General features: G+C 46.5%; 10 protein-coding genes and 1 pseudogene. 2 read left to right on the top strand and 9 right to left on the bottom strand.

What is annotated here, in order from left to right:
- Positions 1-138 precede the first annotated feature (138 nt).
- Both IQ263_RS13315 and IQ263_RS13310 read right to left on the bottom strand, forming a co-directional pair.
- The gene (locus IQ263_RS13315) at positions 139-960 is read right to left on the bottom strand and encodes a Uma2 family endonuclease (protein ID WP_194067849.1); all 822 of its coding nucleotides are present in this window, start codon (positions 958-960) and stop codon (positions 139-141) included.
- Between the two features lie 101 nt (positions 961-1,061).
- Positions 1,062-2,759 (bottom strand): mechanosensitive ion channel, encoded by a 1,698-nt coding sequence (locus IQ263_RS13310; protein ID WP_194067848.1) that lies wholly within the window; start codon positions 2,757-2,759, stop codon positions 1,062-1,064.
- A 77-nt stretch (positions 2,760-2,836) separates the two neighbouring features.
- Here IQ263_RS13310 and IQ263_RS13305 point away from each other — a divergent pair, with 77 nt between their 5' ends.
- Positions 2,837-3,301 (top strand): SRPBCC family protein, encoded by a 465-nt coding sequence (locus IQ263_RS13305; protein ID WP_194067847.1) that lies wholly within the window; start codon positions 2,837-2,839, stop codon positions 3,299-3,301.
- Between the two features lie 98 nt (positions 3,302-3,399).
- On the opposite strand, the gene IQ263_RS13300 is transcribed toward IQ263_RS13305, so the two are convergent.
- The 7 genes from IQ263_RS13300 to IQ263_RS13270 all read right to left on the bottom strand — a co-directional run bounded on the left by IQ263_RS13300 (position 3,400) and on the right by IQ263_RS13270 (position 12,145).
- The gene (locus IQ263_RS13300; RefSeq protein WP_194067846.1) at positions 3,400-4,077 is read right to left on the bottom strand and encodes an alpha/beta hydrolase; all 678 of its coding nucleotides are present in this window, start codon (positions 4,075-4,077) and stop codon (positions 3,400-3,402) included.
- Positions 4,078-4,330: 253 nt separating this feature from the next.
- Positions 4,331-5,152 (bottom strand): SirB1 family protein, encoded by an 822-nt coding sequence (locus IQ263_RS13295; RefSeq protein WP_194067845.1) that lies wholly within the window; start codon positions 5,150-5,152, stop codon positions 4,331-4,333.
- A gap of 323 nt (positions 5,153-5,475) precedes the next feature.
- Entirely contained in the window at positions 5,476-7,353 is a 1,878-nt protein-coding gene (gene mutL, locus IQ263_RS13290) for a DNA mismatch repair endonuclease MutL (RefSeq protein WP_194067844.1), read from the bottom strand.
- A gap of 101 nt (positions 7,354-7,454) precedes the next feature.
- Positions 7,455-8,564 carry an ATP-binding protein gene (locus IQ263_RS13285; RefSeq protein ID WP_194067843.1) on the bottom strand — a complete coding sequence of 370 codons (1,110 nt, stop codon included), beginning with the start codon at positions 8,562-8,564 and terminating at the stop codon, positions 7,455-7,457.
- Between the two features lie 333 nt (positions 8,565-8,897).
- The gene (locus IQ263_RS13280) at positions 8,898-10,082 is read right to left on the bottom strand and encodes a beta-ketoacyl-ACP synthase (RefSeq protein ID WP_194067842.1); all 1,185 of its coding nucleotides are present in this window, start codon (positions 10,080-10,082) and stop codon (positions 8,898-8,900) included.
- 384 nt (positions 10,083-10,466) lie between these two features.
- On the bottom strand, positions 10,467-11,255 hold the full coding sequence (locus IQ263_RS13275) for a peptidylprolyl isomerase (protein ID WP_442922537.1): 789 nt from the start codon (positions 11,253-11,255) through the stop codon (positions 10,467-10,469).
- A gap of 323 nt (positions 11,256-11,578) precedes the next feature.
- Positions 11,579-12,145 carry a photosystem I assembly protein Ycf4 gene (locus tag IQ263_RS13270; RefSeq protein WP_194012996.1) on the bottom strand — a complete coding sequence of 189 codons (567 nt, stop codon included), beginning with the start codon at positions 12,143-12,145 and terminating at the stop codon, positions 11,579-11,581.
- A 291-nt stretch (positions 12,146-12,436) separates the two neighbouring features.
- On the opposite strand from IQ263_RS13270, the pseudogene IQ263_RS13265 reads away from it, so the two are divergent.
- A pseudogene (locus tag IQ263_RS13265) lies at positions 12,437-12,669 on the top strand (photosystem II D2 protein (photosystem q(a) protein)); the annotation flags it as partial.

Here is a 12,669-nt window from a genome sequence, read left to right as displayed (position 1 = left end):
ACCAGCCCTCTCAGTCATTAGTCATTAGTCATTAGTCATTAGTCATTAGTCATCAGGAAGAAAAGCAAGAATTTGCGATTGCTACAAATCTAAAACTGAGATGATCCCCGTGTACCCCACAATAGTTACGGAAGAAATCTATTCATTTTCTCCGATTAATCGCTGCACCTCCGATATTGGTAAATTCATCATTTGCGCGACTTGCGCTAAATTCATTCCCGAATTTAACAGTTGAGAAACAAGCGATCGCAATGCTGATTCGGTTGTCAGGCGCGCTTGTTCGGATTGTTGAAAAGCTGACTCGGCTGCCAGCCGCGCTTGTTGTTCCGCCAATCGCCCTTGTTGTTCCGCCAATCGCCCCTGTTGCTCTTCCCTATGAGTCTTGAGAAACTCTCCTGTTTGAGGATTTCTCAACCTCAATTCTCCTGAAATTACGTGCAATTCCAGTCCCAATACTTCGCTGTACAGCCACAGCGTATCGAAGCTGATATTGTTGGCTTCAATTGGCTCGTACTGGTTGTTGACTAAACGCACTCCTTGCAGTATTGGGTTGAGATAATCCCCGGAAGGATCGTACTGAAAGTATTCTGTTACTCCCAGTTTTTTGTAAATCTCCGGTTTGGTTTCTTGGTCTTTTTCTTGAGTTGTTTCCGATGTTATTTCTAGAACGAACTGCGGGGTTATGCCGTTTTCTTTCCAGACTTTGTAGTTATCTCTTTGCCTGTTTTTTACTCCAAACACTACATAGACATCTGGTGCAACAACTGCTTGATTATTTCCTTGTTCGTAATATACGAAAGAATTTGCTGAGACGTATACATCAGATCGCCCTTGAAAGTACAGCTTGAGAGCTTCCACGCCGTAAGTCATGTAATCGCGGGTGATATCGCTTTCCGCCATCGGTTCTCCGTCGCTGCTGGGATATTCTATTTCTTCTTCGATTTGAGTGATAACTGTCACGGTTTAAGTCTCCTCAATGCTCGCTGATTTTATCTTAGCAGGTGAGATAGACTAATTATAAAAAAATGGCGTTTGTCCTTGACAAACGCCATTTTATAGAGTTACAAACGCGGCGTTTTATCTTGTTTAAACGACGCTAACCATTGGCGAAGTTCGTTGGCCGCAATCTCGCGCCCACCCAAACCAAAGGCTAGAGCAATTCCAACTGCGATCGCCCCTAGCAGTAGCCCGAAAGCCAAATTCACAATATCGCTGCCAATGCCCATTTGTTGCAGCGCCAAGGCCGAAACAAAAGCAATAATCGCGATGCGAGCCGTTTGGCCCAACAACCGCGCTTGGCGAGTTCCAGAACTAGCAATCAAACTAAACGCTAGGTTCGCCAAATACAAGCCGATCGCAAATACCACCAAACCGGCCAGCACCCTACCTGCAACCAGCACAATACCGCTGACAATCGCCGTCAGCGCCGGAATCCCCAGCACGTCGGTAGCAGCAACCACAGCAAACAGCATGATGCCTACCTGCACCACAATGCCGACAAATTGCGAAGGCGTGCGGGCCGGCAGATCCGGTTCTTGCAGAATCGTTGCTTCAGGATCGATCGAACTCGGCGGTAGTCGCAGCGGCTGTTTCGGCTGCACTCCCAACCAAGAAAAGATATTGTTAAACCCAATTCCGGTGAAGATATTAGTCACCAAATCGCCGATCCAGCGCCCCAAAATGTAAGCAACTGCCAGAATTATGGCTGCTGTGAAAATGTTGGGAAGCGCGCCCAGAATCGTGTTGAGCATCGCGATGGCCGGCAGCGAAATCGCTTGGATGTCCAAAGCGTTCAAAGCTGCGATCGCCGTGGGAATTAAAATCAACACGTAGACGATCGTACCGATAATCCACGACAGCGATTGTCCGCCCGAACTCCGGGAAATGCCAAACCGAGCGCCCAAACTGTCCGCCCCAGCAGCAGCCAGCAGATTCGTAACAATCCGCTGCACCACTTGAGCCAGCAGCCAGCCCACAAACCCGATCAGCAAAGCTTCCAGGATTTTCGGAATTGCCGCCAAAATTTGGTTGAGCAAATTATTAACTGGTAGCAAAGCCTGCTGCAAATCCAGTGATTCGAGCACCAACGGCAAAAACAGCAGAAAAATGAACCAGTACAGCGCATTCGCCAGAGTCTCGCTCAGCAGCAAAGGATTCTCGCTTGGTGCATTCCCCACCTGCTGATTCAAGCGCTCGTCTACGCCAAAAGTCCGCATCGCCCGCGATAGAGCCAATCTGGCAATTGTCGCCAACACCCAAGCAATCCCCAGAAAAATTAGGGCTTTAGCTAACTTCGGCAAAGCACCAGCAATTTGATTGAGAAAAGTATTGAGGGGTTGCGAGACAGCCGTTAGATTCAGCCGGTTGAAAAAGGCAACTAGGAAAAAGATAAAAATGATCCAGAATACCGCAGCGGAAATCCATTTTTCCACTTGCGGGGAGCCTTCTCCTGCGGGGCGGCCAGTAATCCAACCAGCCAGTCGGTTGTCTATGGTAGTCTTCTTGAGCAATCCCCCGACTAAAGATGAGACAAGGGCTGATACGATCAAGCCAATTAGCAGGATACCGATCGCCCAGAGGAGATTTTCCAGGTTTGAACTCACCACAAAATCGTTAAATCCGCGTTCAGCATCTGTCAGGGGATTCGGGGTGGGTTGGACTTGCGCCAAAAGGCGTAGCGTAGCGGGGCGTAAGCCATCGGACATAACCGCTATTGGACTAGATATCTGTTGAGTTATTTCTTGCCAAGTTTGATTCATTTTTTTCTCAGGTTGACGTCACATTTGACAAGGCAGATAAAAAACTGTCAGAATACGCTTCTAGCTTGCAGGTTTTCATGTCAATTCGTCAAGTTTTCGAGCAATCAATTGAAATTGGCGCTGCAGCCACCTTGGTGGAGCGCTGTATAGTCGATCGCACTTTGATGCACAAGTGGCTCAATCCCATGCTGCGCTGCGAACCAGAGGGCGAGTGGGATACTGCTGTGGGAAGCCGCAGCTTGTTCATCATAAAAATTCCGGTTTTGCAACCCACTTTAAACAGCGTCGTGTTAGAGCGACAACCCGGTTTAATTGTTTGGGGGTTTGACGGATTTTTCCAAGGGTGCGATCGTTGGGAATGCCAGCCCCACATCCAAGGAACTCTTTTGATTAACCGCTTTGAATTTCAAATCCCCAATCCTTTAATTAAATTTGGTTTCAATAGCTTTGCAGCTTCTTTGACAAAAAAAGATATGAAAGACCAACTCCGCCGACTCAAACGAGTAGCGGAGCAATTATCTCAAAAAATTAGTAATAGCTAATAGGTAATACCAATTCCAGTTGCACTTATACATGATTGTTGACTGTTGACTGTTGACTGTCAACAATTATGTATGAGTGCAACCGTAATAGATATTATTTACTTCCCAGCCCCCGGCGATGAATTTGGCTGACAAATCATTTGCCTTGCTTGACCAGCAGTATTTTGCAAAGCTGGGGAATTCTTATAGATATCCTGCATATCTTGCAAATCTTTGATGACTCGCTGATAGATTACCATCGCTTGATCTCCATTCACTTCTAAAGCGGTAGGCCCGTAATTTTGAATCACTTCGATCAGCGATATTTTGCCATCTTTAGAAGCTGCGACTAAAGCATCGCGCAGTGCCGGCGCGCTTTGCAGCCGAGTTGTCGGCGTATAAGCAACCTCGCCCAATTCTTTGAAAACAATTTCCCCAAAATAAGTATTTGCCAGCCGCATTACTAATTGGGAATCTAAAGCCACTTCTCGCGTTAATATTTCGCGCACCGCTTCGGGTTTTTGTTTCGCCAGATTCAGAACGCTTTGCAATTGAGGTGATGCTTGGCCGGTTTGTGCAAAGCTTTGCAAATCGCTCATCGGTAAAGTTACGTCAACAGCACCGTATTTTACTGTAACATTGTCTAGTGCAAAGGCTTTGCTGCTGTTCAGAAATACTGCACTTGTCGAGATTAAAAGTGCCAAACCTAATGATAAAGACTTTGACATTTTTTTAGTAAAATGGGCTGACTGTGGTTGCATTCCGTTGAGATAATTTTGTTGAAACTTAAAGTTCATGGGTTTGTGCCTCTTTACGTCAAAATACAGTTTCGATCGATCGCCTCTGCGGGTATCAGTCGAGAAAGTGGAGTCAGGAGTTCCGTAAATGACATAATATTTTACAGTCAGGTCGAGCAAATGTAACCTATCAAAAGATAGGTGTTAATTTCTCGGTTATATGTTATGTCCAGATTTGCAAAAATTCGATCGAACTTTGTAAAACTTATCGAGTGTAGCTTGGGGTGCGATGTTGTGCGATCGCCCATTTAACTTAGTTCCGATCGAGCCTTGCGAGCAATTGGCGAATTGCAGCAGCATCCTCAGCATTCGGAGCATTTGTCAGGTATAGTTCCAAGTCGTGCCGCGCCTCAGAAAAACGCCCCATTTGATAGAAAAGAATTCCGCGATCGCGCCTTTCCAACAGCGCATCGGGAAACAACAGCAAAATCCGTTCGATCGCTCCCAACACCCTCAAAGCATCACGCTGCTGCAAATAAATCGCCTTCAAATTTCCCAGCATTCGCCCCAACAACTGCCGCGTACTTACCGGGGCGAGAAAAGCCGGTTGCAACTCCATCGGTTGACCGTAAATTTGAGAAAGTCTCCCTTGACAATCTTCAGGAAATAGTATCTCGCCACCATTAAACGCATCCACAAAAATCCCAGCATCTTCAAAATCCGGCTTAATCAAAAAATGTCCCGGCATCCCAATCCCCACCATCGGAAAATCAATGCGCTTAGCAACCTCCAAATAAACCAGAGATAAAGAAATCGGAATCCCAGTACGGCGATCGAGCACTTGATTCAAAAAGCTATTGCGGGGGTCATAATAATCAGCATCATTGCCCGAAAATTCCAAATCCTCATACAAATAGCCGTTAATAGTTTGAATGATCCGCAGCGGATAATTCTGTGGCGGGAGGCGCAAACGCACTCGATCGGCGATCGAATCGAGAACATTTAAATACGCTTGAAGCTCTAAATTCGGGTATTCCTCCAAAGCCACATACAAAGCAGCTTTCGCCAGGTCGATCGAGTTGTCTGGCTGATTAATTTCTTGGTAAAAAAGTTGTCGGGCGATCGTCAAATCCATAATAATAATTTACTCAACATTAATTAACATTTTATCCGCATATCCTGTCACCCAAAAAACCCTCAACAAAACCTCTCTTTTCCTCCTCTCTGCGTTCTCTGCGCCCTCTGCGGTAAAAAAAAACAGCATATCCTGTCACCCAAAAAACCCTCAACAAAACCTCTCTTTTCCTCCTCTCTGCGTTCTCTGCGCCCTCTGCGGTAAAAAAAAACAGCATATCCTGTCACCCAAAAAACCCTCAACAAAACCTCTCTTTTCCTCCTCTCTGCGTTCTCTGCGCCCTCTGCGGTAAAAAAAAGCCGTTTTGTATGTAACGCACACCTTCAAATCCCGTGACTTTTACCAATCACCCAACTGCGGCGAAAAATCCTAGCCAGAGTCGATTCTTCCAAAGCAAAATAGATAGGTCTGCCGTGGGGACAAGTGCGCGGATTGCGAGTTTGTTGCCATTCATTCAACAAATTTTGCATTTGCAAAAGACTCAAAGAAGTGCCGTTGCGAATAGCGCTGCGACAAGCAGTAGCAACTTGAGCAGCTTGCAAATCTGCGACTTTACTGAGTTCAAAAAGCGCCGCCGCACAGTCATCTCGATCGGCTAACAATTCAGGCACTTCTCGCGCCGCCCATAGCTGTTCGCCAAATATTTCTACCTCCAAACCCAAGCGGGATAAATTCTCAATTTGCAGCGCCGATAATTGACTGAGAATTACTGGTTTTTCGAGATGTTTTAGCTGCCAAGCGGCACACAATTTCTCGTACAAAACGCGCTCGTGAGCGATGTGTTGTTCTATCAACCACATTCCGCTGGAATGTTCCGCCACAATGTAAGTATTGTGAACTTGTGCGATCGCCCTCAGTTCCATCAATCCTATTTTAGGATTTTTTGGATCTTCGCCGCCTTCATCGTTTGGCCGATCGCCAATTCCTACACTATAAGCACTTTTTTGTTCCGACGCCTTCAGCAATTGTCCCACGCGATCGGGAATATGTGGCGCTGGCAAAACTTCATCATTCAAGTGCAAAGCCCGATCGATTGCCGCGCTAACTTGTGCTTGCCAAAAACTCGGATCGTGCAGATAAATTTCCGCTTTAGCCGGGTGGCGGTTCCAGTCGATTTCTGATGGGGAGATTTGCAGGTGAACAAAACACACGGGATAGCGATCGCGCGGACAAGTACGGGCGAAGGCGCTGAGAATAGTTTGCTCTAATTCGGGCGATCGCACAACCCGCCGGTTCACCGCCACCTTCACCCAATCTGGCCGCCTGCGGTGACAGCGATCGGGCAAACCAATTACTAACTCCAGAGACTGGGAATTAGGAATTGGGAATTGGGCATCGGGAATTGGGAATTGGTAACTCGCCCCTGTTTTTGACAAAAATAATTGCGCCTGTGCGAAACTATCTGGCAATTTATTCTTTTCAGAAACTGAAGGCAAATCTAACTTTAAATATTGCAAATCGCTTGCTCGCACGCCGCGCACAAACTGAGGTAAAATTTGTTCCGCTGTACTGCTAGGAGTGACGTAGAAACAAGCAGTATTTCCTTGACGCAACTGCCAATTAACGTGCGGGTGACAAATAGCAATTTGCTGAATGATTGATTGGATCGATCGCATTTGCTGTGCCGGAGTCAAAAACGTGCGGCGTACAGGCCAATTGCCAAACAAATCAGACACAGTGACTACCGTACCAGGCGCGATCGCCACTGTTTCCACCTCTACAGCAACGCCCGTCCTGCTGTAAACCACCCGCCAGCCCGATCGAGCATTTTTAACTGCTTCCTTCTTAAACGATGAATTGGCCGGGTTTGGTGCAGACTCTCGATTTTTCCAAAAATCGCCCAATCCCAAATCGTTCGATCGGCTCAAAACCTCCAAACAGCCCAACTGAGCCAAACTGTGCAAAGCTTCCCCGCGAAATCCCAAAGTAGTAATTTTGTAAAGGTCTGCTTCCGTGGTAATTTTGCTCGTACTGTGAGGCGAAGCCGCCTGCTGCAAATTTTCCAGATCCATCCCCGTACCGTTATCTGCAACTTGCACCCGCCACTGTTCGGGCCAGACAGACACAACGATGCGAGTTGCACCAGCATCCAGAGAATTTTCAACTAATTCTCGTACCGCAGCGGCGATCGAGTCAATCACTTCGCCGGCGGCAATTAAATTGATAACTTCTGCGGGTAAGGTTTGAATAGTAACTGGCATCAGATTTTTAGCATTTCATTAATTAAATTCTACTTGATTTTGCCACTGGCTACACATTATATTTCACGAAAATTGAGAAAATCTCGATATCTGTATGCTACTTAAATTTGCTCCGATTCTACAATATTGATTGGCAATCGGATGTAAAAAGTTGTCCCTTTTTCATTGTCCGATTCATAGGTTATTTTTCCTTTGTGAGCATCAACAATCGACTTAGCAATCGCCGTTCCCAAACCAGTACCAGTCCGCTTCCCGTAGGTCACAAACGGTTCAAATAACTTGTCTTTAATTGATGAGGGAATGCCGGGGCCGTTATCGTAAATGCTAATTTCTGCCCACTCCTCGCTTTGTGTCACAATAATCTCAACTCGCCCGCCGCGCCCGCCAAAAGCTTCAACAGCATTCCCAACTAAATTTTGCAAAACGCGCAAAATCTTATTATCGTCGGCTTCCACTATTACTTCTGTTACCCGCAGCACTAAATCTACTTTTGCCGCATCAAAATAAACTCTGTTCAATTTTTCAAACTGCTGCAACGTCTGGATTAAATTGATTGGTTTTTTACTTAATGTAGAGTTACCGCGCGAAAATTCTAATACTTCTTCAGCCATCCCCAACATTCGCTGAACTTGTAATTGAATAAGTTCGCACCACTCCTGAGTTTCCTCATCGGGGTGCATTTCTTTGAGCATTTCGCTGGAGAGTTTAATTCCCGTAAAAGGACTTTTGAAATCGTGAATGATTGTACTCACCATTTCTCCGACTAATACCATTTTTTGTTTGTGTACGAACTGGCTAACATATTGATCTGTAGTATCGCGCAGGTTTTTAATAATGAAATTAAACATTTGCAGGACGGAACTGCCTTGAGCCAACTCTAGAGTTGCTATTAGTTCTTGGCGACCTATTTTTGCCAAAGTCGAGCCGCCAAATGCCACAGCTCTAGCACTGCGAGGCTCTCCGTCTAAAACTCCGAGTTCGCCAAAAAAATCGTCTGGCTTAGCGATAGCAATAGCTTGATATTTATTATTTTCAATCCGCTTGCTAAACTCGACTGCACCTGCTAAAACTAGATAGAAAAAATCGGCCGCTTCTCCTTCGTCAAAAACTAGCGTTTCCTCAGCAAAACTCTCCAATACAGCTATTTGACACAGGTGAGCAGCTTGCAGAGGTTCAAAATAAGAGATAAATCGATGAGATGCCAGATCCATGAGATAGTACCTAATGCTTAATTTAAACAGTTTATTTTTTCTATTTTCGCCGATCGGCATCGATGGGTTGATAAAAGACAATACTGCTTGAATCTGGCTCTATGTTCTGGCATCCCTGGCCGGGAAAGGGCGATCGCCGGAATGCAGAGCCAGACTCAGACAGCAGCAGCAATCTCGCGCAAATTCTTAGCTAATTGACTAAAATCCATAAATATGGTAATATTTTTGAGCTTTTCATTAGATGTGCGATCGAGTTCTGCAGCAGGCATTACAAGATTTTAACTTTAGAGAGAGCGCACAATTTAAATGTCGATCGACTGGCATTGCCAAAAATTAACGATCGCCAGATAAGACGATCGCAGCATTCTGCCCGCCAAAGCCAAAACTCAAACAAATCGCATTTCTCACCAGAGTCGATCGCCTGCAGCGAACAAAATCTAATTCAAACCCCGGTTTTTTCAGGCCGGTGCAAGGCGGCAACATCCCATCTCGAATACTCATCAAACAAAAAGCCGCGCCCAAGGCTCCCGAAGCTCCCAAAGTATGAGCAGTAGCCCCCTTAGTCGAACTAACAGCAACTCCAGGGCGAAACAATTTTTGAATTAACAGTGCTTCCTGTCGATCGTTTAAATCAGTTGCAGTACCGTGAGCGTGAACAAAATCGATATCAACGGCTGCTAAATTGCTGCGTTTCAAACATTGATTTACCGCCGCGATCGCACTTTCCCCCCCGATATCCGGTGCAATAGCATAACAAGCATCATTTGTCAAGCCAAAACCCGAAACTCGCCCGTAAATTTTAGCACCGCGACGGCTTGCCAGCTCGGCGGATTCTAATACAAATAAAGCCCCGCCTTCACCGAGCACCAAGCCTTCCCGATGTTGGTCAAACGGATAGCAGCCAGTGTCGGCCAAAGCACCCATCCGGTTAAATCCAGCCACAGTCAGCGGTGTAATCGGCGCTTCCACAGCACCTGCGATCGCCCGCTGACACTCACCAGTGCGGATCAAATCAACAGCGCGGGCGATCGACTGCAAGCCCGTCGCACAAGCAGCCATCGGCGCCAGCACAGGCCCCGTCGAGCCGATTGCCCTCGCCGCCGCGATCGCCCCCATGTGAGGCAAAAAATCCACGAATTGGGCATTGGGAATTGGGAATTGGGCATTGGGAATTGGGAATTGGGAATTGGGCATCGGGAATTCCCTTCCTTCTTGCTTCTTTCCTCTTAGCAACATTTCTAAATTTGCCTGAAATCCTCGACTCGATCCGATCGCAATTCCGCAATCGCGCAAAGGCAAAGTCAAATTAGCATCTTGCAAAGCCTCTGCTAAAACAGGCAGAATTAAACTTATTAAATCAGCAGGTTTTGTACCAACCAAAGCCAAAACTCGCGGTTCAACTTCTAAAAAAGGTTGATGTATCTCAATTCCCGACTCACCAGCCAACAGTCTTTTCCAGCTATTTTTCAGATTCCCCAAAGCTGAAAGCAGACCAATTCCAGTAACAACAACATCCATTTTTGTACTTAGCCGTAATGGAGCATCTCAGTTGGGTTTATGTAGTGTCCTCCGAAGTTCGCCTCCTTCTATAGCTCGCTTTTCAAGGACAGCAATACAACAAAAAATGCTTTATGTAAAAATGAAATGCTCCCACCTTAAATCATCAGTCACCAGTTTGTCAGTCAATCCTTCATCCTTAATGACTCATGACCAATGACCGATGACCGATGACTAATGACTAATCATATCGTTTCCGGTTGCATCGGAATAATAAAATAGAGTCAACAGTCAACAGTCAACAGTCATGTATGAGTACAACCGGAATTGATATGACCAATGACCAATGACTAATGACTAATGACTAATGACTAATGACTAATGACTAATGACTAATGACTACCTTCAGCTACCAGGTTTAAAATTTTCCAAACCCTGAGTAACAGTAGCCTTCTCAATCCGATCGCCCGCTTCAATCTTATCAACCACATCCATCCCTTCCTTCACGTACCCAAAAACCGCATAGCTACCGTCCAAAAACGGTACATCGGTCAAAGTAAAGTAAAACTGAGAAGAAGCCGAATCAGGACTTTGCGATCGGGCCATCGCCACAGCCCCGCGAGTGTGCATCAACACAGGTTTTTCAGCAACCCCAGCTTGTTCTAGCGTTTTGCTGTAAGTCGGACTCGGAGCACCTTTAGCTTTAATTTCCAGAGGAATCCTGCGTTCTGCAGATGTTTTCGGGTCAATAAAACCCCCAGTTCCCAGCCGCGCCGTAGGGAATTTAGGGTCTTTACCCTGCGGGTCGCCGCCCTGAACTACAAAAGGCTGAGGTTCCCGCACGACTCGGTGAAATACCAGCCCGTCGTAGACACCTTTCTGAACCAAATCGACAAAATTGCCCGCAGTAATTGGCGCATTTGTGCCGTCAACTTCGATCGTAATTGGAGCACCTTTGACCATCATCACCACCGTTGCTTTTCCTTCCAAACGCGGCAAATTGCTAAATTGCGAACTCACCGCCACAGCATTAGAAGGAGACGGAGGTGGAGTCAAAGAAATGCTTTCACCAGACACCGGATTCGGTGTCGGAGTGGAGTTAGCCTGCGGGGAACTACCGCATCCCCCGACAAACAGCGCACCAATTATTAAAAGTGAGAACAACCACCGCTGAATTTTGATTTGCATTTGCATTTGCATTTGTATTTTCACTTTCATTTTCCTTCAACCGGGTAAGGTGTACGGCGACGCGCACCCTAGATTTATCGACTTGGTGCGTCGCCGTCCAACCTACTAAACATTACCAATTCTGCGATCATCGACAATCCCCAATTCCCAATCTCTAAATTTCGAGATTTATCGATTTGGTGCGCCCAAGCGCACCCTACAAGACATTACGAATTCTGCCATCGAAAATGCCCAATTCCCAATCTCTAAATTCCGAGATTTCTCGATTTGGTGCGCCCAAGCGCACCCTACAAGACGACAAGACATTAACAATCGAAAATCGAAAATATCTACAGTCCTTCTAGGGGAACTTGCAAAAATCGAGCTAATTCCGCAGCTTGATTTTCCACATCAGACAAAGCAATCGGCTGTCCGACTCTAGTTAGGGGAAACTGACGGCGGTCTTTCAGCTTGAGATAAATGCTGCGGCGGGGACTGAGACCTTCTTTAATGTCCACCCGCACAGATTGCACGTCGGATGTTTTGCAAGTAAAATCAAGTTTGCGGTTTTTGCCGGGAAATCCCCAGCGAAAGATCCGAATGTTACCAGTTTTGCGATCGAACTCATTGTATCCGCCGCCGACATCCCACAGAACAGTCAGCCACAGGTAAAGTGCCAACAGCACGCCGCAGACACCGTAGAAACCCATCGCAATGCCTTGGGGGATAAAAATGAGCTCAGTCGGGTCAGCAAAAGGCAGCAGGTTGACGTGCAAGTAGCTCGAAAGGCCCGAAAGCAGGAAACCAGTCCCTCCAATGGTGACAATCGTCGCCCACCAGTAATTGCTGAAGCGGCGGGAACCCAAAACCTCGTAGCGGAGGATAGAATCGATCGAGGTCGTTGCTTTTGCAGTCATAAGATTAAACAGCCTTAAAGCCAAATTTTAATTCAACTAGCCTACCTCACTCGCACTTCCTTGGCGCGACTGGCTCCTCAACCACCCTTAACTGCGGCGGCGAAAAGCGAGTCAGTTGGCTTGGAAGTACCTCAAATTTCTCGCTTGTGGAACCGATCGCGACTGGGGGAGTACGCATCTAGTGGGGGAATTCTGGTCTTTTAGTTGAAATTTTATCAACTTATAATATATAGTTATGTTAACTTTAATTAGAAACCTTGGTCTTTTAACAAGCAAGAGGATTTTATAACTATGACAATCGCAGTCGGACGCGCCCAGACCGAAAGAGGCATCTTTGATGTACTCGACGACTGGCTCAAGCGCGATCGCTTCGTCTTCGTAGGCTGGTCTGGCATCTTGCTATTTCCCTGCGCCTACCTATCCATCGGTGGCTGGCTGACCGGCACCACCTTCGTCACATCCTGGTACACCCACGGTTTGGCAAGCTCCTACCTCGAAGGAGCCAACTTCCTCACCGTCGCAGT

This window comes from Tychonema sp. LEGE 06208 (assembly GCF_015207505.1).
Taxonomy (GTDB): Bacteria; Cyanobacteriota; Cyanobacteriia; order Cyanobacteriales; family Microcoleaceae; genus Microcoleus.
Note: the sequence above shows the minus strand (reverse complement) of the source record. Positions and strands in the feature narration are given on the sequence as shown.

Coding starts and splice junctions, on each gene's coding strand:
- IQ263_RS13310 (WP_194067848.1), bottom strand. CDS start 2,759: ATGAATCAAACTTGGCAAGAAATAACTCAACAGATATCTAGTCCAATA.
- IQ263_RS13305 (WP_194067847.1), top strand. CDS start 2,837: ATGTCAATTCGTCAAGTTTTCGAGCAATCAATTGAAATTGGCGCTGCA.
- IQ263_RS13300 (WP_194067846.1), bottom strand. CDS start 4,077: ATGAACTTTAAGTTTCAACAAAATTATCTCAACGGAATGCAACCACAG.
- IQ263_RS13295 (WP_194067845.1), bottom strand. CDS start 5,152: ATGGATTTGACGATCGCCCGACAACTTTTTTACCAAGAAATTAATCAG.
- mutL (WP_194067844.1), bottom strand. CDS start 7,353: ATGCCAGTTACTATTCAAACCTTACCCGCAGAAGTTATCAATTTAATT.
- IQ263_RS13285 (WP_194067843.1), bottom strand. CDS start 8,564: ATGGATCTGGCATCTCATCGATTTATCTCTTATTTTGAACCTCTGCAA.
- IQ263_RS13280 (WP_194067842.1), bottom strand. CDS start 10,082: ATGGATGTTGTTGTTACTGGAATTGGTCTGCTTTCAGCTTTGGGGAAT.
- IQ263_RS13275 (WP_442922537.1), bottom strand. CDS start 11,255: ATGCAAATGCAAATCAAAATTCAGCGGTGGTTGTTCTCACTTTTAATA.
- IQ263_RS13270 (WP_194012996.1), bottom strand. CDS start 12,145: ATGACTGCAAAAGCAACGACCTCGATCGATTCTATCCTCCGCTACGAG.